The organism is Billgrantia lactosivorans (assembly GCF_003254665.1).
Taxonomy (GTDB): Bacteria; Pseudomonadota; Gammaproteobacteria; order Pseudomonadales; family Halomonadaceae; genus Halomonas; species Halomonas lactosivorans.
The window spans coordinates 39,003-65,685 of the sequence record NZ_QHGY01000014.1; the positions used below are offsets into that span (position 1 = coordinate 39,003).

Below are 26,683 nucleotides of genomic sequence, written 5' to 3' on the forward strand. Positions count from 1 at the left end.
TAAAATGGTCGCCGAGTCAAAAACGACCCATACATGAGTAGAGACAAGTTGAAGGAAGTCGCCGTGAACCCGGTCAAGAAAACGTTTCAGTACGGTCGCAGCACCGTCACCCTGGAAACCGGGCGCATTGCCCGCCAGGCCACTGGTGCCGTCATGGTCACCATGGACGATACCGTGGTGCTGTGCACCGTGGTCGCTCGCAAGGACCCCAAGCCCGGACAGGATTTCTTCCCGCTGTCGGTGCACTATCAGGAGAAGACCTACGCGGTGGGCAAGATCCCCGGCGGCTTCTTCAAGCGCGAGGGGCGTCCCACCGAGAAGGAGACCCTCACCTCGCGGCTGATCGACCGCCCGATCCGCCCGCTGTTCCCCAAGGGCTTCATGAACGAGGTGCAGGTCATCTGCACGGTGCTCTCCACCGACCGCAACCATGACCCGGACATCGCCGCCATGCTCGGCACCTCCGCGGCGCTGACGATCTCCGGCGTGCCGTTCAACGGCCCCATCGGTGCCGCCCGCGTCGGTTTCGACGAGGACAAGGGCTACTTCCTCAACCCCACCGTGGAGGAGCTGGCCGGCTCCGAGCTGGACATGGTCGTCGCCGGCACCGAGAAGGCCGTGCTGATGGTCGAGTCCGAGGCCGACGAGCTGCTCGAGGACGAGATGCTCGGCGCCGTGCTCTACGGCCACCAGGAGATGCAGGTGGCCATCCGTGCCATCAACGAGCTGGCCGCCGAAGCCGGCAAGCCCAAGTGGGAGTGGCAGGCGCCCGCCGAGAACACCGCGCTGAAGCAGGCCGTCGCCACGACCTTCGAGGCCAAGGTCGGCGAAGCCTATCGCATCACCGACAAGATGGCGCGCCAGGACGCGCTCGCCGCGCTCAAGGAGCAGGCGGTGGAGCAGCTGGCCGGCGAGGAAGAGGGGCAGTTCGACGCCGACGAGGTCAAGGGCGCCTTCGCCAGCCTCGAGAAGCGCGTGGTGCGCTCGCGCGTGGTCAAGGGCGAGCCGCGCATCGACGGCCGCGACCAGAAGACCGTGCGGCCGCTGGCCATCGAGGTGGGCAGCCTGCCCAAGACCCATGGCTCGGCGATCTTCACCCGCGGCGAGACCCAGGCGATCGTCATCGCCACCCTGGGCACGCTGCGCGACGCCCAGCTGATCGAGTCGCTGGAAGGCGAGCGCAAGGATCGCTTCCTGCTGCACTACAACTTCCCGCCCTACAGCGTGGGCGAGGCCGGCTTCATGGGCGGCCCCAAGCGCCGCGAGATCGGCCACGGCCGCCTGGCGCGGCGCGGCGTGCAGGCGATGCTGCCCGACGAGGCGGATTTCCCCTACACCATCCGCGTGGTCTCCGAGATCACCGAGTCCAACGGTTCGAGCTCCATGGCCTCGGTATGCGGTGCCTCGCTGGCGCTGATGGACGCCGGCGTGCCGATGAAGGCGCCGGTGGCGGGCATCGCCATGGGCCTGGTAAAGGACGACAACGGCTTCGCCGTGCTCACCGATATCCTCGGTGACGAGGACCACCTCGGCGACATGGACTTCAAGGTGGCAGGCTCCTCCGCCGGCGTCACCGCCCTGCAGATGGACATCAAGATCGAGGGCATCAACGAGGAGATCATGGAGATCGCCTTGCAGCAGGCCCACGAGGCCCGCCTGCACATCCTCGAGCAGATGAACGCGGTGATCGCCCAGAGCCGTTCCGAAGTGTCCGAGAACGCGCCCTCCATGGCCACCATCAAGATCGACCCCGAGAAGATCCGTGACGTCATCGGCAAGGGGGGCGCCACCATCCGCAAGATCTGCGAGGACACCGGCGCCTCCATCGACCTGGACGACGACGGCACCGTACGCATCTACGCCGAGGACAAGGCGGCGGCCAAGAAGGCCATCGACATCGTGCTGTCGATCACCGCCGAGGCCGAGATCGGCAAGCTCTACCGCGGCAAGGTGGTGCGCATCGCCGACTTCGGCGCCTTCGTCAACATCATGCCGGGCACCGATGGCCTGGTGCACATCTCCCAGATCGTGCCCGAGCGGGTCAACGACGTGCGCGACTTCCTCAACGAGGGTGACGAGGTGGTGGTCAAGGTGCTCGACATCGACAACCGCAACCGCGTGAAGCTCACCATCAAGGAGATCACGCCGGAAGAGAAGGCCGCCTTCGAATCCGAACAGGCCGAGACCGCGCTGTAAGCGCCACTCGACGCAGAAAAGCGAACCGCCCCCATGGCCTGGCCATGGGGGCGGTTTTTTTACGTGCCGTGGCTGATCCGGGAACAGGCCCGAAGTGTCGGACCATCGAGGGGCGCTGTAAACCCTTCCCCCCGGGCGCTACCGACGCCATCCCTGGCGTAGGCCCCCCTCTACGGCCTGTTCCCGGCGCCGCTCTGCTTATCGTTCAATGGCGAGAGCGACACCCTGGCCGCCGCCGATGCAGAGGGTGGCCAGGCCCTTCTTGGCGTCGCGGGCGATCATCTCGTGCAGCAGGGTCACCAGCACGCGGCAGCCGGAGGCGCCGATGGGGTGGCCGAGCGCGATGGCGCCGCCGTTGACGTTGACCTTGGAGGTGTCCCAGCCGAGCTCCTTGTTGACCGACAGCGCCTGGGCGGCGAAGGCCTCGTTGGCCTCGACCAGGTCGAGATCGTCCAGGCTCCAGCCGGCCTTCTCCAGGCAGCGGCGGGTGGCCGGTGCCGGGCCGATGCCCATGATCGACGGGTCGACGCCGGCGTTCGAGTAGCCGGCGATGCGCGCCAGCGGCTCGAGGCCGAGTTCACGGGCCTTGTCGGCGGAGCAGATCATCACCACGGCGGCGCCGTCGTTGAGCGAGGAGGCGTTGCCGGCGGTGACGGTGCCGTCCTTCTTGAACGCGGGGCGCATGCCGGCGAGCTTGTCGGCGGTGACCTCGCGCGGATTCTCGTCGGTATCGAAGACCACCGGGTCGCCCTTGCGCTGGGGGATCTCCACCGGCACGATCTGCCCCTTGAAGCGTCCTTCCCTGATGGCGGCGGCAGCCTTCTGCTGCGAGGCGGCGGCGAACTCGTCCATGGCTTCGCGGGTGATGCCGTACTTCTCGGCCAGGTTCTCCGCGGTGATGCCCATGTGGTAGTTGTTGAAGGCGTCCCACAGGCCGTCGTGGACCATGGTGTCGATGGCCTTCCAGTCGCCCATGCGCTGGCCGTTGCGCGAGTTGGGCAGCACGTGGGGCGAGGCGGACATGTTCTCCTGGCCGCCGGCGAGGATCAGCTCGGCGTCGCCGCAGCGGATCGCCTGGGTCGCCAGGTGCAGCGCCTTGAGGCCGGAGCCGCACACCTTGTTGATGGTCATGGCGGGAACGGCAGCCGGCAGGCCGGCCTTGATGGCGGCCTGGCGCGCCGGGTTCTGGCCCACGCCGGCCGTCAGCACCTGGCCGAGCAGCACCTCGTCGACCTGCTCGGCGGCCACGCCGGTCGAGGCGAGGATGTCCTTGATCACCAGGGCGCCGAGGTCGCTGGCGGGAATGCCGGCGAGCGATCCCCCGAAGGCGCCGATGGCGGTACGGCGGGCGGCAACGATCACCACTTCTTGCATTGGAATTCTCCTGAGTCGTTCGGACGCTGAGAGGACCAGCATAGGCGACTCTTGTGCGCTGCGGCAATGGCCATGCGCAGATGGTCCCCGCTCGCGCCGTCAGCCAGGCCGTCAGGCGAACTGGACGGGAATGGCGTTGCTGGTGTGGCTGACGGCATTGCCCTCCTGCAGGTAGACGAGACGCGGCTGGTGGTTCTCCAGTTCGGCCTCGCTGTAGTGAGCATAGCTGCAAATGATCACGCGGTCGCCGGGGCCGGCCAGGTGCGCGGCGGCGCCGTTGATCGAGATGACCCGCGAGCCCTCCTCGGCGCGAATGGCATAGGTGGTGAAGCGCTGGCCGTTGGCGACGTTGTAGATCTGGATCTGCTCGTTCTCGCGGATGCCGGCCATGTCCAGCAGTTCGCCGTCGATGGCGCAGGAGCCTTCGTAATTGAGCACGGCATGGGTGACACGGGCCATGTGCAGCTTGGCCTTGAGCATGACGGTGAACATGCGGGCTTCTTCCTCCGGGTGTATCGCACGCCGCTTTAGCGCGGCAGGGTCAGGGTCAGGTTGTCGATCAGGCGGGTGGGGCCCAGGCGAGCCGCGGTGAGCAGCACGGCCTCGCGGGTGGCGGCGGTCACCGGGCCGAGGTCGGCGGCACGAAGCTCCAGGTAGTCGGGCGCGAAGCCGGCCTCGCGCAGCCGCGCCAGGCCGGCCGCGAGGGTGGGGGCGACGGGCTCGCCGGCCTCCAGCGCCTCGCGCAGCGCGGCCAGGGTGCGCTGCAGCTCGGGGGCCGTGGCGCGCGCGCGGCTGTCGAGGTAACCGTTGCGCGACGACAGCGCCAGGCCGTCGTCGGCGCGCACGATGGGGACGCCGACGATCTCGATGGGAAAATGCAGGTCGTCGACCAGCTTGCGGATCACCGCCAGCTGCTGGTAGTCCTTCTCGCCGAAGCAGGCCACGTCGGGCTGCACCAGGTTGAAGAGAATGCTGACCACGGTGGAGACGCCGTCGAAATGGCCGGGCCGCGAGCCGCCGCACAGCCCCTCGCTGACGGCGGGAACGCAGACCCGGGTCTGCGCGTCGAGTCCGCGGGGGTAGAGGGTCGCCACGGTGGGGGTGAACAGCAGGTCGCAGCCCGCCGCCTCGAGCTTCGCCTGGTCGTCGGCCAGGGTGCGCGGGTAGGCATCGAGATCCTCGCCCGGCCCGAACTGCAGCGGGTTGACGAACACCGTCGCCACCACCACGTCGGCATGGCGGCGTGCCGTCTCCACCAGCGCCAGGTGTCCGGCGTGCAGGTTGCCCATGGTCGGCACCAGGCCGATGCGCTGGCCGCGGCGCCGGTATTCACCGAGGGTCTCACGCAGTGCAGGGATGTCTCGCAGGGTACGCATCAGCGGGCCTCCTCAAGGCAACGAGCGGAACTAGAAGCAGTGTTCCTCGGCCGGGAAGCGGCGCGCCTTGACGTCTTCGTGATAGCGGCGGAAGGCGCCGGCGATGTCGTCCGCCTCGGCCATGAAGTTCTTGACGAAGCGTGGGGTGCGGCCATGGGTGACGCCCAGCACGTCGTGCATGACGAGGATCTGGCCGTCGGTGTCCGGGCCGGCGCCGATGCCGATCACCGGCACGTCGAGGGCCTCGGTGATCGCACGACCGAGGCTTGCCGGCACGCACTCCAGCAGGATGACCGAGGCGCCGGCCTCGACCAGCGTGCGGGCATCCTCGAGGATCTGGGCGGCGCGCTCGGCGTCGCGCCCCTGGACCTTGTAGCCGCCGAGCTGGTAGACCGTCTGCGGGGTCAGGCCCAGGTGGGCGCAGACCGGCACGCCGCGGCGGGTCAGCTCGCGAATGCCGTCGGCCATCCACGCCTCGCCTTCCACCTTGACCAGTTCGGCGCCGGCGCGCATCAGCGCGCCGGCATCGTCGAGCATGCGTTCAGTGGTGGCATTGCTCATGAACGGCAGGTCGGCCATCAGCAGGCTCGCGCCCTTGGCTCGGGCCGCGCAGCGCGTGTGGTAGCAGATGTCGGCGAGGGTCACCGGCAGCGTGCTGGCATGGCCCTGCAGCACCATGCCCAACGAGTCGCCGACCAGCAGTACCTCGATGCCCGCCTCGGCGGCCGTGCGCGCGAAGGAGGCGTCGTAGGCGGTCAGGCAGCTGAAGGTTTCACCTGTGCGCTTGTAGGCCTGCAGCGTGCTTAGCGTGACGGTTTTCATGGCGTGCTCTCGTTATGTTTCGGGGCGCCTGGCGCGGAGCGGCGGTGCCAAGGCTGCGCCTGATTGTTACCCGAATGCGGCGGTCGTGTCGACCGGTAACACCTCGCGCCTCAGCTGGCGTCGTCAGGTAACACTTCGACCTCGCCGGGCGCGGCAAGTGCTTCCGCCAGCGCCGCAATACGACGCCCGTCCGGTAGCCGCAGCCCAGGCGCCAGCTCGAGGAGCGGCAGCAGGACGAAGGCGCGCGTCGCCATTTCGCGATGCGGTACCTGCAGCCGTGGCAGCGTCAGGAACTCGTCCCCGTACAGTAGCAGGTCGAGATCCAGGGTGCGGGGCCCCCAGTGGCGCAGCCGGATGCGGCGGTGGCGCTGTTCCAGGGCCTGCAGCTGGTCGAGCAGGGCCAGTGGCGAGAGGCGCGTGCGCAGGTGGGCGACGGCGTTGATGAAATCCGGCTGGTCCTGCGGCCCGACCGGGCGGCTGGCATAGAGCCGCGAGGCGGCGATGCGCCGGCTCAGCGGCAGGCGGTCGAGCTCGTCGAGCGCGCGGCGGACCTGAGCGATCGGCTCGTCGAGATTGCTGCCGAGCGCGACATACACATCGACGAGAGGGGTCATGAGGAGCCGGGCGAGCTCCGCCGTCGACGCTTGCGCGGGCGCCGGCGGCGAGAGTCGTTGCCACCCGGTCCGGCATCGGCCCCCGCCTTCTCCAGCAGTCGCCGCTGTTCGTGCTCGTCGCCCTCCTGATAGGCGGTCCACCAGGCGCCGAGGCCGGGCTCGATCTCGCCGGCGGCCTCGCGCAGCAGCAGGAAGTCGTAGGCGGCCCGAAAGCGCGGATGCTCGCGGGTCTGCAGCGCACGCTTGCCGCGCCGCTGCGGCAGGCGCTGCTGCAGATCCCAGATATCGCGCATCGGCAGGCTGAAGCGCTTGGGGATCGAGATGTGCTTGAGCTGGCGCGACAGCGCTTGCTGCGAGGCGAGCTGCAGGGCGGGAATGGGCGGCATGCCCTCGGCCTCCAGCGCGGCCTGGCGGTGCTGTACCGGCCCCCACAGCAGGGCGGCGAAGAGGAAGGCCGGCGTGACCGGGCGCTCCTCGTGGATACGCCGGTCGGTGCTCGCCAGCGCCTGCTCGATCAATGCCTCGACCCACGGCTGCTCGGCCATCGTCTCCTCGGCCTCGGGGAAGAGCATGGCGAACAGACCGTAGTGGCGCAGCAGGCGGAAGGTCTCCACGCCATGACCGGCCATGAACAGCTTGAGCACTTCGTCGAACAGGCGCGCCGGGGGGATCTGCAGCAGCAGGGGCGCCAGCTCGCCGATCGGCGCCTCCGAGTCCGGCGCGATGTGGAAGTCGAGCTTGGCCGCGAAGCGCACGGCGCGCAGCATGCGTACCGGATCCTCGCGGTAGCGAACGGCGGGGTCGCCGATCAGGCGCAGGGTGCGCGACTCGATGTCCTGCATGCCGTCGGCAAAGTCGTGGATCGAGAAGTCGGCGATGCTGTAGTAGATGGCGTTGACGGTGAAGTCGCGGCGGATGGCGTCTTCCTGGATGTTGCCCCAGACGTTGTCGCGCAGCAGCAGCCCGTGTTCCGACTGCTGGGCGACCTGCTCGCCGTGGTCGTCGCCGTGGGTGCCACGGAAGGTCGTGACCTCGATCACCTCGCGGCCGAAGCGCACGTGCACGATGCGGAAACGCCGGCCGATGATGCGCGAATTGCGAAACAGCTCCCGCACCTGCTCCGGCGTGGCGTCGGTCGCGACGTCGAAATCCTTGGGCATCTTGCCGAGCAGCGAGTCGCGTATGCAGCCGCCCACCAGGTACGCCTCGAAGCCGGCGTTGTGCAGCCGATAGAGGACCTTCAGGGCCGCCTCGCTGAAGTGCTGGCGCGAAATGGGGTGTTGGTCGCGGGGAACGATTCGAGGGCCTGCCTGCCCCCCGGAAGCGTCCTGGGGGCCGAAGAGGGTCCTGAAGTGCGCACCAGGGCTCTGCAGAAAGCGGGTAAATCCTTTGAACATGCGGCGATTTCGACTCGCAGTGTGCGAAAGTTGTAGAGTGTAGCCGACCACCGACACCTTGCAAAGCGGCGGAGGCTTTCATCGCAGGGACCGGGCAGGAGAGCGCAAAGCAAAAGAGGAGGCCGCTGGGCCTCCTCTGACAAGCTAAACGGTGCTGCGTCCTTGCGGCTGTTTCTTCTTCGTGATGGCGCATCGCCTTGAATACGCACCACAGTCACCAAGAGTCACAGGCAAACAATGTTGTTGTGATTGTTCACGTTCCTGGTGGCGACCGCCTCGTATTCAAAACAATAATCCAACCACGACGGCACAGGAGGTATGCCTGCCTTCGGCTTGTTGATGTTGTTGCCGAAGGTGCGCTTTTGCGGCCATTGTTCTTGTTGTGGGCCGGGGCTGGCGCGTCGCGTCCTGGGATCCGGTGCTTCGCTCGGGTCTTGTTGTTGTGGAGCAAATAAAGCGAAGGGCGGCTCGCTGGGGCGTCTTGTCGTTGTTGCCCCTGGCCGCATCCTCTTCACGACCTGCCATTGTTGTTGTTGGCGCAGGCCCTGCCTTCCCTGATGCCTTGTTCTTGTTGTTGGCTCGGGTGGCAGCCGGATGTTGTTTTTCTTGCCCAGTATGTTGCACGGCACATGCCAAGGTGTTTTTTAGTCCAATGAAAACAGTCGATTGGCGGCCCGTTGTGAGGGAGGGACCGCTCGGCATGGCCAATGTGTTACCCCTGCTGCGCCATGTCGGGGCAGATTCTGGGTGGGAAGGTAACACCTGGTGCAGGCAAGCCTGTCGGGGCATGAAAAAGCGCCTGCGGCCAACCGGCCGAGGCGCTTGAACGTTAGTCGTACGCTGGCGAGGCGTGTCGAGCGTCAGGCGCTGCTGCGCCGGGCCTGCTTCTTGCGCGGGATGCCCAGGCGCTGGCGCCGCTCCCACAGGCACTTGCGGCTGATGCCCAGCTTCTGGGCGAGCTCCGTTTCGCTCATGTGGTCCTGATGCTCCAGTACGAAGTGCTGGAAGTAGTCCTCCAGCGAAAGGTCCTCTTCGCCTTCGCCTTCCTCGTCGCGTGCCGGTTCGGTGGGCGTCGGTCTCGGTTCGGCGACGCTGCGAAGCGGGGTGACCGGCCCGGGGTTCAGCCCCAGGTCGTCGGGATGGATCAGGTGGCCCTCGGCGAGGATGACGCCACGCTCGAGGGCGTTCTCGAGCTCGCGCACATTGCCGGGCCAGGGGTAGTCGCGGATCTCGTGGCGTGCGGCCCGAGACAGGCGCAGTCCGTCACGCCGGTGGCGCCGACACGCCTTCTCCAGCAGTACTTCGGCGATCAGCAGGATATCGTCCTCGCGCTCGCGCAGCGGCGGCAGGTCGATCTGCATGACATTGAGGCGGTAGTAGAGGTCGAGGCGGAATTCGCCGGTCTTGGACAGGGCGCGCAGGTCGCGGTGGGTGGCGGCGATCAGGCGCACGTCGACATGGCGGGTCTCCACCGAGCCGATGCGGCGGATCTCGCCCTCCTGCAGCACGCGCAGCAGGCGCGCCTGGGCGTCCAGCGGCAGCTCGCCGATCTCGTCGAGGAACAGGGTGCCGCCGTCGGCGGCTTCCACCAGGCCGGTACGGGCGGCGCTGGCGCCGGTGAAGGCCCCCTTCTCGTGACCGAACAGTTCCGACTCGATCAGGGTCTCGGGGATGGCGGCGCAGTTGACGCAGATGAGCGGCGCATGGGTGCGCTGGCTCTGCTGGTGGATGGCGCGGGCCACCAGCTCCTTGCCGGTGCCCGACTCGCCCTGGATCAGCACGGTGACGTCGGCCGGGGCGGTCTTGCGGATGCGCGTGTAGACCGCCTGCATCGCCGCGCATTCGCCGATCATCTGCTGGCGCGAGCCGCCGGCATCGGTGATGTCGGGCGGCGGGGCGCGATGGGCCGACTGCTGGTGGAGCACGCGGGCCACGGTCTCGAGCAGCTCGTCGTGGTCGAAGGGCTTGGCCACGTAGTCCACCGCGCCCTGCTTCAGCGACTCGACCGCCGAGCGCATGCTGGCATAGCTGGTCATGATCAGCACCGGCACCGGCGCGGCCTGCTCGATCAGGTCGGTGCCGGGTTCGCCGGGCAGGCGCAGGTCGCTGATCACCAGGTTGAAGCCGCGCGGCTCCAGGGCCAGGGCCTCGTCCACGCAGCCGGCCTCGCTGACGTCGTAGCCGTGGCGCTCCAGCAGGCGGCGCAGCGCGGTACGGATGATGGCTTCGTCTTCAACGATCAGTATCCGGCTCATCGGTATGTTCACCATCCTGTCGTTCGGTGGGCAGCCACAGGCAGATGCGGGTGCCACGTTCCTGCCCTGGGGGCGGTGATTCGATCTCGATCCTGCCGTGGTGCTCGGCCACGATGCTGTAGACCAGCGGCAGGCCAAGCCCGGTCCCTTCTCCCGGCGGCTTGGTGGTGGTGAAGGGCTCGAAGAGGTGCTCGCGAACCCGGTCGTCGAGCCCGTGCCCCTCGTCGGTGACGGTGACCTTCAACATGTCGCCAGCCGGCTCGGCATCGATCACCACCTCGCCCTCCGGCTCGCTGGCGTCGCGTGCGTTGCTCAGCAGGTTGATCATGACCTGCTGCAGCCGCTGGGCGTCGCCGAGCACTTCGAGTTCGGCGGGGCAGAGGTTGCGATAACGAACATCCTCTCCCGAGCGCGCCAGCCGGATCAAGTGCAGCGCCTCGTCGGCGATGGCGGCGATGGAGACCGGGGCCAGGACGGAGCCCTTGACGTGGCGGCCGCCGTGGGCGAAGCCGACCAGCGAGCCGACGATGCGCGAGATGCGGTCGGTCAGCTGCTGGATCTGGCGAGCGGTCTCCAGCACCTCGGGGTCGTCGGTGTCGTAGCGCAGGTTCTGTGCCAGCGACGAGATGCCGGTCACCGGGTTGCCGATCTCGTGGGCCACCCCGGCCGCCAGCTGGCCGATCGAGGCCAGCCTCGCGGCGTGCACCAGTTCGTCTTCGAGCCACTTCATCTCGCTGTGGTCCTCGATCAGGATCACGGTGCCGCCGCGCACGTCGTCGTCGGCCTGCAGCTCGGCACGATGGAAGGTGAGGTAGCGAACGCTGCCCTTGAGCTCGACCGGCTGCTTGTAGAGGTGGTCGTTGGGCTCGTTCAGGGCGCGTCCCAGCAGCTCGCCCCAGGGCGGCGGCAGGCCGTCGCGGCGCGACCCCACCACGCTCGCGCCGTCGATGCCGGAGAGTTCGGCCAGGGCGTCGTTCCACATCAGCAGCTCGTCGTCGACGCCGAAGGCGCACAGCCCGACCGGCAGCCGGGCGAGGATGCGGCGGTGGTAGCGGCGCAAGCCGTCGAGCTCGCGCGCCAGCCCGGTGAGACGCGAGCGATAGGCCTCCAGCCGGCTCTCGACAAAGTGAATGTCGTCGGTGGGCTCCTGGCCGCTGCGGCGGTAGGGCAGGTAGCGGTCGACGATGTCCTGCGCCACCGAGGGCCCCATCAGCCCGGAGAGGTTGGCCTGGATGCGATCGCGCAGCCGGCGCAGGGCGTAGGGACGGCCGTCGAGCGGCGACATGCCGAGGTCGGTGAGGGCGCGTTCGACCTCGCGCTGGGCGACGTCCTCGCCCAGCACCTGGGCCAGCGGTTGCTTGAACTCCTCGCCGTTGGTGGCGATCAGCGGCAGCCGCTTGGGGCGGATCACGGCGTCCACCGAACACGCCTCGGCGGCGGCGCGCTCGCCCTCGGAGGTGGGCGTGGCCAGCGAGACGATGATGAAGACGAGGATGTTGAGCGCCAGCGAGACCAGGGTCACCACGTACCAGTCGGGCTCGCCGACGAGCAGCTCCAGCCCCGGCGGGATCAGCAGCAGGGTGGGCAGGCCGGTGAGCAGCGGCAGCCACAGCCCGGCGAGCCAGATCAGGACGCCCACGACCAGGCCCGAGACCATGCCCTTGCGGTTGGCGCCTGGCCAGTAGAGCAGCGCCAGCAGCCCCGGCAGGCACTGGGCCATGCCGACGAAGGCCGCCAGGCCCAGGGTGGTCAGGTCGTGGTGGACACCCACCGTGCGGTAGAACAGCCAGCCGCCGAGAATGACGCCGGCCATCAGCGCCCGGCGCAGCCAGCGCAGCCAGCGATAGAGGTTGGGCTGGGCCTCGGGCGGGTGGGCGACCAGCAGCATGTGATTGAGGATCATGCCCGACAGCGCCATGGCGATGATCACCATGGTGCCGCTGCTGGCGGCGAGGCCGGCGAGGAAGGCCAGCGCCTGGATCCAGAAGGCGTCGGACAGGCCGAAGGCCAGGTAGGCGGCGCTTGCCACCTCGTGGCTGCCCAGGCGCTGACCGGCCCACAGGATCAGCGGCACGGGGAGCGCCATCAGCAGCAGAAACAGCGGCAGCGACCAGCTCGCCTGCAGCAGGGTGTGGCGCGACAGGGTCTCGGCGAAGGTGATGTGGAAGATGTGCGGCATCAGCAGCGCCGTCGCGAAGAACAGCAGCAGCAGCGTGCGCCAGTGGGCGGCGTCGGGCTGCATCACGCTGGCCTGGTAGGCCTGCCCGGGGCCGTCCAGCCAGATCTGCAGGTCGGCGGGACCGTCGAACACCACGAACAGGGCGAACGCGCCCAGCGCCAGCATGGCGACGAGCTTGACCACCGAGGTGAAGGCAATGACGGCGAGCAGGGTGTCGTGTCGGGCGGGCCCCTTGCCGTGGCGCGTACCGAAGATCATCGCGAACAGCGCGATCAGCGTGCACAGCACCAGGGCGAGCAGTGCCGGCGAGCCGGCGCCGGTCATGCGCTGGATGGCATCGCCCAGGGTCTGCACCTGCAGGGCCAGCAGCGGCAGCACCGCCAGCAGGCTGATCAGCGTGATCAGGGTGCCGACCCAGCGTGAGCGGAAGCGAAAGGCGAACAGGTCGGCCAGCGAGGCGAGCTGGTGGGTCCGCGCCATGCGCTGGATCGGCACCAGCAGCACCGGTGCCAGCAGGAAGGCCCCCGCCGCGCCCAGGTAGTAGGTGAGATAGCCATAGCCCGAGCCGGCGGCCAGCTCCAGGCTGCCGTAGATCGCCCAGGCGCTGGCATAGACGCCGAGCGCCAGGGTGTAGACCGCCGGGTGGCGGGTCACGCTGCGGCTGAGCCAGCCCCGTTCCACCGCCAGTGCGCAGAGGAACATCAGCGACAGGAAGCCGATGCCGAGGGTGAACACGCTGGCCAGGCTAGCGTTCATCGAGCTTCCTCTTCTGCTCCAGCCACAGCGTCAGCGCGATCAGCACGCCCCAGATGGCGAAGGGGCGATACCAGGCGACACCGGGGGTCGACCAGCCGCTCATCAGCAGGGGCGACAGCAAGTAGCCGCCGAAGACCAGAAACAGCATGATGCGATAGACGTACATGAAGGTTCGTCACTCCCTGCGGTGGGCCTCGGGGCGGATGCGGCGCGGCTCCCAGTGGTCGCTGGCCCAGGCGAGCTGCTCGTCCACCGGCGCCGTGCGAAGCTCTGCGGGCGGTACCTGGTCGAGTGCCACCAAGGCACGATGGAGTATTGAACGCACCATCTCGTCCTCCAGCGGCAGCGCCGGCGCCAGGTTCTGCTTGGACAGCTTCTGGCCGTCGCGGCCGATGATCAAGGGCAGGTGCAGGTAGCGCGGCTCGGGCAGCCCCAGGGCATGCTGCAGCTGGCGCTGCCAGGGCGTGTTGTCGAGCAAGTCGAAGCCGCGCACCACTTCGCTGATGCCCTGCTCGGCGTCATCCACCACCACGGCGAGCTGATAGGCCCAGAGGCCGTCCTTGCGCTTGAGCACCACGTCGCCGAGCTCGGCGGGGTCGAAGCGCTGCTCGCCGAACAGGCGATCCCGCCACGTCACCGGGCGCAGGCCGAGGTCGCTGCGCAGGCGCCAGGCCACCGGCTTGCCCGGCTCGCGCACCCCGTCACGACACCAGCCGGGATAGCGAGGAAAGTCGCGCCACTGCTTGCGCGAACAGCTGCAGGGATAGGCCAGGCCGAGCGCCGTCAGGCGCTCCAGGGCGTCGCCATAGGCGTCGCCGCGGTCATGCTGCCAACGCACTGCCCCGTCCCAGTGCAGGCCGAAGGCCTCGAGCTGGCGCAGGATGGTGTCGGCGGCGCCTGCCGGGCAGCGCGGCGGGTCGATATCCTCGATGCGCACGAGCCACTCGCCACCGGCCCGGCGCGCGTCGAGAAAGCTGGCCAGGGCGGCGATCAGCGAGCCGAAGTGCAGGGGGCCCGAGGGCGTGGGCGCGAAGCGGCCGCGGTAGCCGGTCATGGCCGGCTCCTGGCGATGGTGGCCAAGACGCAAACGGGCACCCTGCGGTGCCCGTTGCGACGGAGAGCGAGGCGCATCACCCCGGCATCAGCCGCCGAGCTGCTTTTCCTTGAGCTCGGCCAGGGTCTTGCAGTCGACGCACAGGGTCGCGGTGGGGCGAGCCTCCAGGCGACGGATGCCGATCTCGACGCCGCAGGCCTCGCAGAAGCCGTAGTCGTCCTCATCGATCTTCTCGAGCGTCTCGTTGATCTTCTTGAGCAGTTTGCGTTCACGGTCGCGGGTGCGCAGCTCCAGGCTGAACCCCTCTTCCTGCGTGGCGCGGTCCGCCGGGTCGGCGTAGTTGTTCGCCTCCTCCTGCAGATGACGCACCGTGCGATCGACCTCTTCCATGAGCTCCTGTTTCCAGCCCAGCAGGATCTGTCGGAAGTGCTCCAGCTGCTGCTCGTTCATGTACTCTTCACCCGGAGCCGCCTCGTACGGGGTGAATTTTTTGGGCGCTTCCGCTTTCTTGTCTGCTACTGGCATGGGACTGCCTCATTACTTGAGTGACTGCTGATCAATACCCGCCAACATGGTGCAAGGTATCTCACGCCAAAGGCATGCTTGTTTATCGGAATTCGGCGCATTTTGCAATACCCGACGAGAACGGCCGAGGCCTCCCGGCAGGCCAAATCGATGGTATGGTTTTTTGACCGTCGGAGCGGGAAAAGTGCCCGCCGTCGGCCACCTATCTTGCGTTCAGGAGTTTGCCATGTCGTGGAATCCGCGCGTTGACCGCGTCGCACCCTTCCGTGTGATGAGCCTGCTGGAGGCCGCCCAGGCGCGCGAGGCGGCGGGCCATGACGTCATCCACCTGGAGGTGGGAGAGCCCGACTTCGCCACCCCCGAACCGGTAGTGGCGGCCGGTCAGGCGGCACTGGCGGCGGGGCACACGCGCTATAGCCCGGCCGCGGGGCTGCCGGCCCTGCGCGAGGCGATTGCCGGCCACTACCGCGAGCATTTCGGCGCCGAGGTCGACCCGCGGCGGATCCTGGTCACGCCCGGTGCCTCCGGGGCGCTGCTGCTGGCCAGCCAGCTGCTGGTCGGTCCCGGCGACCGCGTACTGATGGCCGACCCCAACTATCCCTGCAACCGTCACTTCATGGCCCTGGCCGGCGCCGCGCTGGACACCGTGCCCGTCGGCCTGGAGAGCGGCTGGCAGCTCGATGCCGGCCTTGTCGCGCGCCACTGGCACGATGCCACGCGACTGGCGATGCTGGCCACGCCGTCGAACCCCACCGGGCACATGCTCGGCGCGGCACAGCTTCAGGCGGTCGCCGACACGGTGGCGGCGCGCGGCGGCCACCTGCTGGTGGACGAGATCTACCAGGGGCTCTGCTACGACCTCGAGCCGCTCTCGGTGGCCTCGCTCACCCCGGATGCCTTCGTGGTCAACAGCTTCTCCAAGTATTTCGGCATGACCGGCTGGCGCCTGGGTTGGCTGCTGGCGCCGGAGGGCGCCGTGGAGCCGCTGACCCGGCTGGCGCAGAACGTCTTCCTTGCCGCCCCCACCCCGGCGCAGCATGCGGCACTGGCGGCCTTCACTCCCGAGTGCCGCGAGCTGCTCGAGGCCCGCCGCCACGAGCTCGGCCGCCGCCGCGATGCACTGCTGGCCGGACTCGCCCGGCTGGGCCTGGCGCCGTCGCTGCCGCCCCAGGGCGCCTTCTACCTGTGGCTCGACGTCTCGCGCTACAGCCGCGACAGCCAGGCCTTCTGCCAGCGCCTGCTGGAGGAGGAGAACGTCGCCATCACCCCCGGGGTGGATTTCGCCGTGCGTGGCGGCGAGCACCACGTGCGCATCGCCTTCACCACCGGGATCACGCGCCTGGAGGAGGCGGTCGGTCGGCTCGAGCGCTTCCTGGCGCGGCAGTAGGAGGCCGAGCGTGGAGTATCCCGACCTGGTGGCCGGCGTGCTGCTGCGCCGCTACAAGCGCTTCCTCGCCGACGTGCGTCTGGACGACGGCCGCGAGGTGGTGGCGCACTGCCCCAACACCGGCTCGATGCGGGCGGTCAACGTCCCCGGCTGCCGCGTGTGGCTGGCGCCGAGCGACAACCCGGCGCGCAAGCTGGCGTGGACCTGGGAGCTGATCGAGCTGACCCAGCCCGACGGCGGCGTGGCGCTGGCCTCGGTGCATACCGGGCGCACCAACCGCATCGTCGAGGAGGCCCTGCGCGCACAGCGTGTCGCATCGCTGGCCGGCTACGCCACGCTCAAGCGCGAAGCCAAGGTGGCAGGCGCGCGGCTCGACTTTCGCCTCGACGATCCCCGCCGCGGCAGCGCCTTCGTCGAGGTCAAGCAGGTGACCCTCAAGGAGTTCGACGGCCACGGCTACTTTCCCGATGCGGTGAGCGAGCGTGGGCGCAAGCACCTGCTGGCGCTGGCGGCGCTGGCCGAGCAGGGCCAGCGCGCGGTGCTGCTGTTCTGCGTCGCGCACACCGCCATTCGCGACGTGGCGCCGGCGGCGCATCTCGACCCGGCCTACGCCGTGACACTCAGGGCGGTGGCCGAGCGCGGGGTGGAGGTGGTCGCGCACGGCTGCGAGATCGGCTGGCGCGAGGGCCGGCCGGTGTCGATCGGCCTGGGGCCCCGGCTCCCGGTATCACTCACTCGCCAAGTAGACATTGCCCTCGGCGTCGACTGAGATCGCCACCGGCTCGAGGGAGCGCCCCTGGCAGGGGCCGAACACGCATTCGCCGCTCTCCGGCAGGAACAGTGCGCCGTGCATGCCGCACTGGATCAGCTCGCCCCTCGCCTCGAGGAACTCGCCCTCCGGCACGTTCAACGGCACGCGCTGGTGCGGACAGCGATTGACGAAGGCCGTGATCCGGCCATGCACCCGCACCAGGAAGGCGTTCCTGCCGTCGGGCAGCACGATGCCTCGCGAGGGGGCGGCGTCGAGCTCGTGCGCGCGGGCGAGCAGGGCGGCCACGGCTCAGCGCTCGATGTGGAAGCGCTGGATGAAGTTCACCTCGGCCGGCTCGCGATTGCGGTCGTAGCGCACCTCGAGGGAGAAGTGCATCGGTTCGTCGTCGCGTATGCGAAAGACGGCGATCTGCGACTGTGTGTCGCCGCTGCGCAGGGTGCGGAAGCTGAGCGCCTCCTGCTCGCCGCCCTGGACCTCGCCCACGCTGCCGCGGACCGATGCGTTGACCGGGCGCAGCTCGCCATCGCTCTCCTCCAGCACGCTGACGTTGATCAGCGCCATGGCCGGACTGCGCTGGATTCCATGGGCCTCGGCCACCGATGGCGGCAGGAAGCTGGTATTCACGGCGCTGTAGTGGATCTGATGGTCGCCGACCTGCTCGAACTGCTGGGCCTGGCCCGCCAGCGGCAACAGCCCCAGCAGCAGCGCAGCGGCGAGGGGACGGTGGGACGACGCGAGGCGTTTCAGCATGGTGTTCTCCTGGCTCGACGGGCGATCATCGACGGTTTCGGCGCTCGACGCGGAAGATGGCGATCTCGCCGAACAGGTTGGGCCACAGGCGCGTGGCCCAGTGCCCTTCGTGGTCGCCGATGCCGACGGCCCGATCGGTGATGCGCAGGCCCTTCTCGCGACACAGGTGCTCGAAGTCGTTGAAGGTCGACAGGTGAATGTTGGGGGTATCGTACCAGGCGTGGGGCAGCGACTTGGAGACCGGCATGTAGCCGCGAATGCCGAGATGCACCCGATGTCGCCAGTAGGCGAAGTTGGGGAAGGTGATGATGCACTCGCGGGCGACGCGCAGCATCTCGTCGAGCATGCGGTCGGGGCGGCGCAGCGCCTGCAGCGCCTGGGTCATGACCACCAGATCGTAGGTGTCGTCCTCGAAGTTGACCAGCCCCTCGTCGAGGTTCTGTTCGAGCACGCTGACCCCCTTGGCGATGCATGCCGTGATGCCCTCCGGGTCGATCTCCAGGCCGTAGCCGCTGACGCCCTTGTCGCGCGCCAGGGCCTCGAGCAGGATGCCGTCGCCGCAGGCCAGGTCGAGAATGTGGGCACCCTCGGGTACCCAGCGATGGATCAGCTCCAGGTCGGCGCGCATCATGCGATCTCCTCCAGGCCGAGTTCGCGGGCGACGCGCCCCATGAAGGCGGCGAACACCGCCTGGTAGCGCGGCTCCGGCAGCAGGAAGGCGTCATGGCCGTGGGGCGAGTCGATATTGACGTAGCTCACCGGCTTGCCGGCGCGGGTCAGGGCGTTGGCGAGCTCGCGCGAGCGGGACGGCGGGAAGCGCCAGTCGCTGGTGAAGCTCACCACCAGGAAGGGGCATCGGCTGGGCGCGACGGCCTCGGCCAGTACGCCGCCATGCTCGGCCGCCGGGTCGAAGTAGTCCAGCGCCTTGGTCATCAGCAGGTAGGTGTTGGCGTCGAAGGCGGTGGAGAAGGTGTCGCCCTGGTAGCGCAGGTAGGACTCGACCTGGAACTCGACGTCGTAGCCGAAGTTGAGGTCCTGGCTGCGCAGGTCGCGGCCGAACTTGGTGCCCATGGCGTCTTCCGAGAGGTAGGTGATGTGCCCCACCATGCGCGCCAGCTTGAGGCCGCGGCGCGGCGCCGTGGCGTGCTCGGCGTACCAGCCGTCATGAAAATCCGGATCGGAGCGGATCGCCTGGCGCGCCACCTCGTTGAAGGCGATGTTCTGGGCCGAGAGCTTGGGCGTGGCGGCGATGATCACGGCGTTGGCCACCCGCTCGGGGTAGGTCAGGCTCCACTGTAGCGCCTGCATGCCGCCGAGGCTGCCGCCGATCACCGCGGCGAAGCGTTCGATGCCCAGGCGGTCGGCCAGGCGCGCCTGGCTGTGCACCCAGTCGCTCACCGTGAGCATGGGAAAGTCCGGCCCCCACTGGCGCCCCGTCGCGGGATTCAGGCTGATCGGGCCGGTGCTGCCGTGGCAGCCGCCCAGGTTGTTCAGCGACACGACGAAGAAGCGGTTGGTGTCGATCGACTTGCCCGGGCCGATGTGCGCATCCCACCAGCCGGGCTTGCGCTCGTCGGCGTCGTGATAGCCGGCGGCATGGTGGTGCCCCGACAGGGCGTGGCAGATCAGCACCGCGTTGGAGCGCTCGGCGTTGAGCGTGCCATAGGTCTCGTAGACCAGGTCATAGGCCGGCAGCGTCCTGCCGCAGGCCAGCGCCAGGGGGTCGTCGAAGTGCGCCGTCTGCGGCGTCACCAGGCCGACCGAGTCATCGGGATACTCGGGCATCTGTCGTTCCATGTCCTGTCGTTGAGGTCCGCCGGGCGCGGACGGCGCCTTACAGGCCAACCAGGGCGCCGGCAATGCCGGCGGCACGCGTCAGCGCGCCGACCACCATGCCATCGATGAGGCTGATGGCGATGAATACCACGATCGGCGACAGGTCGATCATGCCCAGCGGGGGAATGACGCGTCGCACCGGCGCCATGATCGGCTCCACCAGCTGCATCACCAGCAGCGCCCCGGGATGGCTGGCGTTGGGGGCGACCCAGCTCAGGATGATCATCACGATCAGGGCGAAGAAGTAGATCTTGAGGATGGCGTTGGCGATGGCCGCCACGGCGCCGATCGCCACCTGGGTGAGCGGTGGCATGCCGATGCCGGCGATCTGCAGGATCGCCACGATGCTCACCGCCTTGAGCACGAAGGCGGCGGCCAGGGTCGCCATGTCGAAGCGCCCCATCACCGGGCCGAGGAAGCTCTGGAACGGCCGGACCACCGGCTGGGTGATCTTGACGACCGACTGGCTGATGGGGTTGTAGTAGTCGGCCTGGGACGCCTGCAGCAGGAAGCGCAGCATCATCAGGAACAGGTAGACGTTAATCAGGGTGTTGACCAGCAGCAGGCCGGCATTTCCCAGTTGGCCCATGTGGGCTCCTCCCTCTCGTCATCATGGAAACGGCGCCTCGCGGGTAGTCGCGAGCGGCCGGAAAGGCTAACGCTTGCCGAGCTCCTCGGCCATCTCGCGGGCGCGGGCGGCACAGGCCGCCATGGCATCGGCCATGATCTGGCGCAGCCCGGCCTGTTCGAGGTGCTCGATGGCGCGCTCGGTGGTGCCGCCTGGCGACATCACGTTGCGCTTGAGGCGATCCGGGGTGAATTCGCTGCCCTGCGCCATGCGGGCCGCGCCCAGGGCAGTCTGGATCGCCAGACGCCGTGCGGTCTCGGCCGGCAGGCCGAGCTTTACGCCGGCTTCCTCCATGGCCTCGAACATCAGGAAGAAATAGGCCGGGGCGCTGCCGGAGACGGCGGTGACGGCGTCGAGCAGCCCCTCCTCCTCCACCCACTCGACCAGCCCGACGGCCTCGAGCAGCGCGGTGGCCTGGTCGCGCTGCCCGGTGCTGACCTCGGGGGTGGCGAACAGCCCGGCGGCGCCGGCGCTGACCAGCGAGGGGGTGTTGGGCATGCAGCGCACCAGTGGCAGGCCGCCACCCATCCAGGCCTGCAGCGACTCCGCGGTGAGCCCGGCCGCCACCGAGATGATCAGTGGCCGGCGACGCTGCAGGGTATCGCGCAGCCCCTCGCAGACCCCGCGCATGACCTGCGGCTTGACCGCCAGCACGACGATGTCGGCATCGGCCACCGCCGCGACGTTGTCGGTCTCGGTGCGGATGCCGAAACGTTCACGAAGCGGCGCCAGGACCTCATCACTGGGCGATGTGGCGGTGATGGCGGAGGCCGCATGGCCGTGGTCGATCATCCCGCCGATAATGGCGCCGGCCATGTTGCCGGCGCCGATGAAGGTGACTCTGCTGGCCATTGCATCCTGTCCTTCTGTGTCATTGCGCGACCGACTCGCGGCCGATGCGGGTACGTCGCCTAGCGACGCGAGGTGTCTCGTGTACCGAAGATGGCCGTGCCCAGCCGTACCAGGGTGGCCCCCTCCAGGACGGCGGCTTCCAGGTCGTCGCTCATGCCCATCGACAGGGTATCCAGCGGCGCCTCGGGGAAGCGCCGGCGCAGCGCGTCCAGGGCCAGGCGCAGCCGCGCCAGGGGCTCGCGCTGGCGAGCCAGGCCATCGGCCGGGGCCGGGATGGCCATCAGCCCACGCAGGCGCAGGCGCGGCAGGGCGAGGACCTTGCCCGCCAGGTCCTCCAGCTCGTCGAACCCGATGCCCGCCTTGCTGGCCTCGCCGCTGACGTTGACCTGCAGGCAGACCTCGAGCGGGCGCAGCGCCTCGGGCCGCTGGTCGTTCAGGCGCCGGGCAACCTTCTCCCGATCGACGCTGTGGACCCAGTCGAAGTGCTCGGCCACGGCGCGCGTCTTGTTGGCCTGCAGCGGGCCGATGAAGTGCCAGACGATATCCTCGAGATCGGCCAGCTCGGCCTGCTTCTCCAGCGCTTCCTGCACGTAGTTCTCGCCGAACTCCCGTTGGCCCAGCCGCCAGGCCTCGCGGATCATCCCGGCAGGCTTGGTCTTGCTGACCGCCAGCAGCCGAGCCGCGTCGGCGGGACGCCCGGCCGCGGCCAAGGCTTCGGTCAGACGTCGGCGAGCACTGGCCAGGGACTCGGAAAGCATGGTATCCGTCATCTCGTCCACATGAAGTCCGTGATGTCCACAGGGTCTGTCATACTCGCAGGAACCTTAACCGGGGAGCAGGGGAATCGCATGGATATTACCGAACTGCTGGCGTTCTCGGCAAAACAGAACGCCTCCGACCTGCATCTGTCGGCCGGCTTGCCACCGATGATTCGGGTCGATGGCGACATTCGCCGCCTCAACGTGCCGGCCATGGAGGACCGCGAGGTCCGCAAGCTGATCTACGACATCATGGGCGATCGACAGCGGCGCGACTACGAAGAGTTCTTCGAGACCGACTTCTCCTTCGAGGTGCCGGGCGTCGCGCGATTCCGGGTCAACGCCTTCAATCAGGCCCGCGGCGCCGGCGCGGTGTTCCGCACCATTCCCAGCGAGGTGCTGACCATGGAGGACCTGGAGCTGGGCGATGTCTTCCGCCGCCTGGCGCTGCTGCCCCGCGGACTGGTCCTGGTCACCGGCCCCACCGGTTCGGGCAAGAGCACGACCCTGGCCGCCATGATCGACTATATCAACGATCACCGATACGACCATATCCTCACCATCGAGGATCCGGTGGAGTTCGTGCATCGCAGCAAGCGCTGCCTGATCAACCAGCGCGAGGTGCACCGCGACACCCACGGCTTCGCCCAGGCGCTGCGCAGCGCGCTGCGCGAGGATCCCGACGTGATCCTGGTCGGCGAGCTGCGCGACCTCGAGACCATCCGGCTGGCGCTCACCGCCGCCGAGACCGGCCATCTGGTGTTCGGCACCCTGCACACCACCTCGGCGGCCAAGACCATCGACCGGATCATCGACGTCTTCCCCGGCGAGGAGAAGGCCATGGTGCGCTCGATGCTGTCGGAGTCGCTGCAGGCGGTGATCTCCCAGACGCTGCTCAAGCGGCGCGGCGGGGGCCGGGTGGCGGCCCACGAGATCCTCATCGCCAACGCGGCGGTGCGCAACCTGATCCGCGAGGACAAGGTGGCGCAGATCTACTCGGCTATCCAGACCGGCGGCAACCTCGGCATGCAGACCCTCGATGCCGCCCTGGCCAAGCTGGTGGCGGAGAACGTGATCAACCGCGACGAGGCCCAGGCCCGCGCCAAGAGTGCGCTGACCGGCTGAGCGCCAACGACAAGGGAGCGGGGAGATGAAAGCACAGGAATGGTTGGAGCAGCTGCTCGACATCATGGCCCGGCAGGAGGCCTCGGACCTGCTGATCTCGGTACAGGCACCCCCCACCATCAAGACCGCAGGCCAGCTCACGGCGCTCGGCGACCAGCGGCTCTCGGTGGAGCAGGTGCGTGAGCTGGTCAATACCGCCGTGCCGGAGGGGCTCAAGGAGCGCTTTGCGCAGGAGCGCGAGGCCAACTTCGCGCTGAGCCTCTCCGGGCGCGGGCGTTTCCGGGTCAGCGCCTTCCAGCAGCGCAACCAGTGGGCCATGGTCATTCGCCGCATCGCCTACGAGATTCCCCACCTGGAGGAGCTCTCGCTGCCGCCCCAGTTGGGCGAGCTGGCCAACCTCAAGCGCGGGCTGGTCTTCGTGGTGGGCGGCACGGGCACCGGCAAGTCGACCACCCTGGCGTCGATGATCCAGCAGCGCAACGAGACCGTGGGCGGGCACATCATCAGCGTCGAGGACCCCATCGAGTACGTGCACCCGCACAAGAAGGCGATCATCAACCAGCGCGAAGTGGGTATCGACACCGAGTCGTTCGAGGTGGCGCTGAAGAACACCCTGCGCCAGGCGCCGGACGTGGTGCTGATCGGCGAGGTGCGCACCCGCGAAACCATGGAGCACGCCCTGACCTTCGCCGAGACGGGCCACCTGTGCCTGGCCACCCTGCACGCCAACAATGCCAACCAGGCGCTCGACCGCATCATCCATTTCTTCCCCCACGAGCGCCATGAGCAGATCTGGCTCGACCTGTCGCTCAACCTGCACGCCATCGTCGCCCAGCAGCTGCTGCCCACCCGCGACGGCGGACGCACGCCGGCCATCGAGATCCTGCAGCGCACGCCATTGATCGCGGATCTCATCCGCAAGGGCGAGGTGGGAGAGATCAAGAACGTGATGGCCCGCTCGCGCGACCAGGGCATGCAGACCTTCGATCAGGCGCTGTTCGAACTCTACAAGGCGGGCAAGATCAGCGAGGAGGTGGCCATGGTGCATGCCGACTCGGCCAACGAGCTGCGCATGATGATCAAGTACGGCGACGAGAAGAGCGACGTGCTGGCCAAGGCGCAGGACAGCGCGCAGCGGTTTTCACTGCGCGACGACGACGATTTCTAGCCTCGGCCCTGGCTTCAGGGGGCGTAGACGCCGCCGAGAACGCGCGAGCCGGCGGCGCCGGTGACGCTTGGGAGGTTGCCGGGCAGCCCCTCCAGGCGGCGCCAGGCGAGCCAGGCGAAGGCGCCCGCCTCCAGCCAGTCGGCCGGCCAGCCCCAGTCGCTGCTGGGCACCAGCGCGGTCTCGGGAAGGTGACGGGCGAGGCGCCCGAGCAGGTCGCGGTTGTGGGCGCCGCCGCCGCAGGGGATCAGCGCGGTGGCGACTGGCGCACCGACCAGCTCACGTGCCATCTCGATGCCCAGCGCCACGCTGGTGGCCGTCAGCTCCGCCAGTGTGGCCTGGACGTCCTCGGCACGTTCCCGCCCCGTCAGGTGCTGGCCCAGCCAGTCGAGATGGAACGCCTCGCGGCCGGTGCTGCGCGGCGGAGGCCGATGGAAGAAGGGGTCCCCCAGCAGGCGTTCGAGCAGGCCGCTGTCCACCTGGCCCGAGGCGCCCCAGGCGCCGTCGGCGTCGAAACGGCCGCCGCGATGGCGCGCGTGCCAGGCGTCGAGCAGGGCGTTGGCCGGGCCGGTGTCGAAGCCGAGGATCTCGGCATCGCTCTCGCTCGGCGGCAGCAGGGTCAGGTTGGCGAAGCCGCCCAGGTTGAGCACCAGCTGCCACTGCCCGGCGCGGCGGAACAGCGCTTCATGGAATGCTGGCGCCAAGGGGGCGGCCTGGCCGCCGGCGGCGAGGTCGCGGCGGCGGAAGTCGGCCACCACCGTAAAGCCGGTCAGCTCGGCGAGCAGGCTCGGGTTGTCGAGCTGCAGCGTATAGGCCGGCCCTCCGGCGTGACCCCAGGGGGCGTGCTCGATGGTCTGGCCGTGGCTGCCGATGGCGGAGACCTGCTCGGCAGCGACGCCGCTGTCCTCGAGCAGTTGCAGTACGGCGGCCGCCTGCAGTCGACAGAAAGCATCCTCGGCGCCGGCCAGTTCGGCAAAGGCGGCCCGGTCGGCCTGGCACAGGCGCAGCAGCCGTTCACGCAGCGCTTCGGGCATCGCTTCCGCATGGGTGGCGAGCAGCCGTGTCTGACCTGTCGACTCGATCTCGACCAGGGCGGCGTCGATGCCGTCCAGGCTGGTGCCGGACATCAAGCCCACGAACAGTGCCATCTCGATTTCTCTCCCTGATTGCAGGACCCCGCGAGGCGATAAGTCATGCTACCATCGTGCCCCATTCGATGGACCCTGCCGCAGGGTTGGATCAACGCAATTCGTGGAGTGGGAGACGATGACCGACGTCGCAAGCGCGCTGGCGCTGCTCAAGCGAGGCACCCAGGAAATCCTGCTGGAGGAGGAGCTGGTCAAGAAGCTCGAGTCCGGCCGCAAGCTGCGCATCAAGGCGGGCTTCGATCCCACCGCCCCCGACCTGCACCTTGGCCACAGCGTACTGCTCACCAAGATGCGCCAGTTCCAGGACCTGGGCCACCAGATCATCTTCCTGATCGGCGACTTCACCGGACGTATCGGCGACCCCACGGGCAAGAACGTCACCCGCAAGCCGCTTACCGAAGAAGAGGTCCGGGTCAACGCCCAGACCTACAAGGAACAGGTGTTCAAGATCCTCGATCCCGAGAAGACCGAGGTGCGCTTCAACTCCGAGTGGTTCGGCGAGCTCACCGCGGCGAAGATGATCGAGCTGGCGGCCCAGAGCACCGTGGCACGCATGCTCGAGCGCGACGACTTCGACAAGCGCTACAAGTCGGGACAGCCGATCTCCATCCACGAGTTCCTCTACCCGCTGGTGCAGGGCTACGACTCCGTGGCGCTCGAGGCCGACGTCGAGATGGGCGGCACCGACCAGAAGTTCAATCTGCTGATGGGGCGCGAGATACAGAAGCACTTCGACATGGAGCCGCAGGTGGTCATCACCATGCCGCTGCTCGAGGGACTCGACGGCGTGCAGAAGATGTCCAAGTCGCTGGGCAACTATGTCGGCGTCGACGAGGCGCCGGGGTCGATGTTCAACAAGCTCGTCTCGATGCCGGACAGCCTCATGTGGCGCTACTTCGAACTGCTGTCGCTGAAGTCGAACGAGGAGATCGAGGCGCTCAAGCGCGATGTCGAGGTCGGCGCCAACCCGCGCGACATCAAGATGATCCTTGCGCGGGAGCTGATCGGCCGCTACCACGGCGAGGAGGCCGCGGCCAATGCCCACAAGTCGGCCGGCAACCGCCTGGCCGAGGGCGAACTGCCCGAAGACCTGCCCGAGGTGGAAGTCGACTTCGAGGGCGGCGGGCAGGCGCCGATCGCCGCGGTACTCAACCGGTCGGGGCTTGCCAACAACAGTGCCCAGGCCAAGGACATGCTGGGCAACGGCCGGGTCAAGGTCGACGGGGAGGTCGTCGCCAAGGATGCCATGCTCGATACCGGCAGGAGCTACGTGATCCAGGCCGGCAAGAAGCGCTACGCCCGGGTGACGCTGCGCTGACCTGAGCGGCTGTGGATGGTCGCGTGACGCGGCGCCTGGCATCGCCGCGTCACGCAGCTGAAATTTTTCTCCCGAAAGGCCTTGCGAGCGTCCCGGGGAATGCGTAAAGTACGCATCCGCTGCCGGCGACGGGCAACGTGGCCAGCGGTGAGAAGAGTGGTAAGTGGCTGTCTCGCTTTGAATTTTTCGATTCGCTTCGCAAAATTCGCACTTGACGTCCGCGGCGGATTCGCTAGAATGCGCTTCACTCGAAAGGCAGCCAGCCATGCTGGGCTTCGACGCCAGGATCACCTCGGTGACGGCCGCGAAGCGGGTTGACAAACTCCGCCGTTTCAGTAGAATACGCCTTCCTCGCAGGGCGCTGGCGAGGCCGCTCGGTCACGGGATCGACGGCCA

Annotated in this window: 25 protein-coding genes; 6 read left to right on the forward strand and 19 right to left on the reverse strand. The window is 68.3% G+C overall.

The features are described from left to right. The first annotated feature begins 63 nt into the window (after window positions 1-63). The gene (pnp, locus tag DIS04_RS18290; protein WP_179951305.1) at window positions 64-2,196 is read left to right on the forward strand and encodes a polyribonucleotide nucleotidyltransferase; all 2,133 of its coding nucleotides are present in this window, start codon (window positions 64-66) and stop codon (window positions 2,194-2,196) included. 198 nt (window positions 2,197-2,394) lie between these two features. Here pnp and DIS04_RS18295 read toward each other — a convergent pair whose 3' ends face one another. The 11 genes from DIS04_RS18295 to dksA form a co-directional block, all read right to left on the reverse strand. Then, window positions 2,395-3,570, reverse strand: coding sequence for an acetyl-CoA C-acetyltransferase (locus DIS04_RS18295; RefSeq protein ID WP_111415229.1), 1,176 nt, complete (start codon window positions 3,568-3,570; stop codon window positions 2,395-2,397). Between the two features lie 111 nt (window positions 3,571-3,681). Further along, window positions 3,682-4,062: an aspartate 1-decarboxylase gene (gene panD, locus DIS04_RS18300; RefSeq protein WP_111415230.1), complete on the reverse strand. Its 381-nt coding sequence runs from the start codon at window positions 4,060-4,062 to the stop codon at window positions 3,682-3,684. A 35-nt stretch (window positions 4,063-4,097) separates the two neighbouring features. Beyond that, window positions 4,098-4,946, reverse strand: a complete 849-nt coding sequence (gene panC, locus DIS04_RS18305; RefSeq protein WP_111415231.1) for a pantoate--beta-alanine ligase — start codon at window positions 4,944-4,946, stop codon at window positions 4,098-4,100. Between the two features lie 30 nt (window positions 4,947-4,976). Then, window positions 4,977-5,768 (reverse strand): 3-methyl-2-oxobutanoate hydroxymethyltransferase, encoded by a 792-nt coding sequence (panB, locus tag DIS04_RS18310; protein ID WP_111415232.1) that lies wholly within the window; start codon window positions 5,766-5,768, stop codon window positions 4,977-4,979. A 110-nt stretch (window positions 5,769-5,878) separates the two neighbouring features. Beyond that, complete coding sequence (gene folK / locus DIS04_RS18315) at window positions 5,879-6,382, reverse strand: 2-amino-4-hydroxy-6-hydroxymethyldihydropteridine diphosphokinase (protein ID WP_111415233.1); 504 nt, start codon at window positions 6,380-6,382, stop codon at window positions 5,879-5,881. Next, window positions 6,379-7,779 (reverse strand): polynucleotide adenylyltransferase PcnB, encoded by a 1,401-nt coding sequence (gene pcnB / locus DIS04_RS18320; RefSeq protein WP_111415234.1) that lies wholly within the window; start codon window positions 7,777-7,779, stop codon window positions 6,379-6,381. The genes folK and pcnB overlap by 4 nt, the downstream gene beginning before the upstream one ends. 860 nt (window positions 7,780-8,639) lie before the next feature. Beyond that, window positions 8,640-10,034: a sigma-54-dependent transcriptional regulator gene (locus tag DIS04_RS18325; RefSeq protein ID WP_111415235.1), complete on the reverse strand. Its 1,395-nt coding sequence runs from the start codon at window positions 10,032-10,034 to the stop codon at window positions 8,640-8,642. Next, on the reverse strand, window positions 10,012-12,969 hold the full coding sequence (locus DIS04_RS18330; RefSeq protein ID WP_111415236.1) for an ATP-binding protein: 2,958 nt from the start codon (window positions 12,967-12,969) through the stop codon (window positions 10,012-10,014). The genes DIS04_RS18325 and DIS04_RS18330 overlap by 23 nt, the downstream gene beginning before the upstream one ends. Beyond that, window positions 12,959-13,135 carry a hypothetical protein gene (locus DIS04_RS20575; RefSeq protein ID WP_179951303.1) on the reverse strand — a complete coding sequence of 59 codons (177 nt, stop codon included), beginning with the start codon at window positions 13,133-13,135 and terminating at the stop codon, window positions 12,959-12,961. Before DIS04_RS20575 ends, DIS04_RS18330 begins: the two co-directional genes overlap by 11 nt. 9 nt (window positions 13,136-13,144) lie before the next feature. Beyond that, window positions 13,145-14,023, reverse strand: coding sequence for a tRNA glutamyl-Q(34) synthetase GluQRS (gene gluQRS, locus DIS04_RS18335; protein WP_111415237.1), 879 nt, complete (start codon window positions 14,021-14,023; stop codon window positions 13,145-13,147). Window positions 14,024-14,110: 87 nt separating this feature from the next. Continuing rightward, complete coding sequence (gene dksA / locus DIS04_RS18340; protein ID WP_111415238.1) at window positions 14,111-14,548, reverse strand: RNA polymerase-binding protein DksA; 438 nt, start codon at window positions 14,546-14,548, stop codon at window positions 14,111-14,113. Window positions 14,549-14,774: 226 nt separating this feature from the next. Here dksA and DIS04_RS18345 point away from each other — a divergent pair, with 226 nt between their 5' ends. Continuing rightward, the gene (locus tag DIS04_RS18345; protein WP_111415239.1) at window positions 14,775-15,935 is read left to right on the forward strand and encodes an aminotransferase class I/II-fold pyridoxal phosphate-dependent enzyme; all 1,161 of its coding nucleotides are present in this window, start codon (window positions 14,775-14,777) and stop codon (window positions 15,933-15,935) included. Between the two features lie 10 nt (window positions 15,936-15,945). Beyond that, complete coding sequence (gene sfsA, locus DIS04_RS18350; RefSeq protein WP_111415240.1) at window positions 15,946-16,704, forward strand: DNA/RNA nuclease SfsA; 759 nt, start codon at window positions 15,946-15,948, stop codon at window positions 16,702-16,704. Here the strand turns inward: sfsA and DIS04_RS18355 are convergent. The 7 genes from DIS04_RS18355 to DIS04_RS18385 form a co-directional block, all read right to left on the reverse strand. Further along, on the reverse strand, window positions 16,663-16,992 hold the full coding sequence (locus DIS04_RS18355; protein ID WP_218938195.1) for a Rieske (2Fe-2S) protein: 330 nt from the start codon (window positions 16,990-16,992) through the stop codon (window positions 16,663-16,665). The genes sfsA and DIS04_RS18355 overlap by 42 nt on opposite strands. Window positions 16,993-16,995: 3 nt before the next feature. Continuing rightward, on the reverse strand, window positions 16,996-17,457 hold the full coding sequence (locus tag DIS04_RS18360; protein ID WP_111415241.1) for a DUF4426 domain-containing protein: 462 nt from the start codon (window positions 17,455-17,457) through the stop codon (window positions 16,996-16,998). 25 nt (window positions 17,458-17,482) lie between these two features. After that, a complete protein-coding gene (gene metW / locus DIS04_RS18365) occupies window positions 17,483-18,085 on the reverse strand; it encodes a methionine biosynthesis protein MetW (protein WP_111415251.1) in 603 nt (200 codons plus the stop codon). Continuing rightward, the gene (metX, locus tag DIS04_RS18370) at window positions 18,085-19,242 is read right to left on the reverse strand and encodes a homoserine O-succinyltransferase MetX (protein WP_111415242.1); all 1,158 of its coding nucleotides are present in this window, start codon (window positions 19,240-19,242) and stop codon (window positions 18,085-18,087) included. Before metX ends, metW begins: the two co-directional genes overlap by 1 nt. Window positions 19,243-19,291: 49 nt before the next feature. Further along, window positions 19,292-19,882, reverse strand: a complete 591-nt coding sequence (locus DIS04_RS18375; RefSeq protein WP_111415243.1) for a YggT family protein — start codon at window positions 19,880-19,882, stop codon at window positions 19,292-19,294. 66 nt (window positions 19,883-19,948) lie between these two features. Continuing rightward, complete coding sequence (gene proC, locus DIS04_RS18380; RefSeq protein WP_111415244.1) at window positions 19,949-20,773, reverse strand: pyrroline-5-carboxylate reductase; 825 nt, start codon at window positions 20,771-20,773, stop codon at window positions 19,949-19,951. Between the two features lie 59 nt (window positions 20,774-20,832). Then, a complete protein-coding gene (locus DIS04_RS18385; protein WP_111415252.1) occupies window positions 20,833-21,543 on the reverse strand; it encodes a YggS family pyridoxal phosphate-dependent enzyme in 711 nt (236 codons plus the stop codon). A 78-nt stretch (window positions 21,544-21,621) separates the two neighbouring features. Between DIS04_RS18385 and DIS04_RS18390 the strand changes: the two genes are divergently transcribed. Both DIS04_RS18390 and DIS04_RS18395 read left to right on the forward strand, forming a co-directional pair. Then, entirely contained in the window at window positions 21,622-22,656 is a 1,035-nt protein-coding gene (locus tag DIS04_RS18390; RefSeq protein ID WP_111415245.1) for a type IV pilus twitching motility protein PilT, read from the forward strand. Window positions 22,657-22,681: 25 nt separating this feature from the next. Continuing rightward, the gene (locus tag DIS04_RS18395) at window positions 22,682-23,824 is read left to right on the forward strand and encodes a PilT/PilU family type 4a pilus ATPase (protein ID WP_111415246.1); all 1,143 of its coding nucleotides are present in this window, start codon (window positions 22,682-22,684) and stop codon (window positions 23,822-23,824) included. A 14-nt stretch (window positions 23,825-23,838) separates the two neighbouring features. On the opposite strand, the gene DIS04_RS18400 is transcribed toward DIS04_RS18395, so the two are convergent. After that, window positions 23,839-24,969 carry an anhydro-N-acetylmuramic acid kinase gene (locus DIS04_RS18400; protein WP_111415247.1) on the reverse strand — a complete coding sequence of 377 codons (1,131 nt, stop codon included), beginning with the start codon at window positions 24,967-24,969 and terminating at the stop codon, window positions 23,839-23,841. A gap of 118 nt (window positions 24,970-25,087) precedes the next feature. Here DIS04_RS18400 and tyrS point away from each other — a divergent pair, with 118 nt between their 5' ends. Beyond that, a complete protein-coding gene (tyrS, locus tag DIS04_RS18405; protein ID WP_111415248.1) occupies window positions 25,088-26,287 on the forward strand; it encodes a tyrosine--tRNA ligase in 1,200 nt (399 codons plus the stop codon). Window positions 26,288-26,683: the final 396 nt, after the last annotated feature.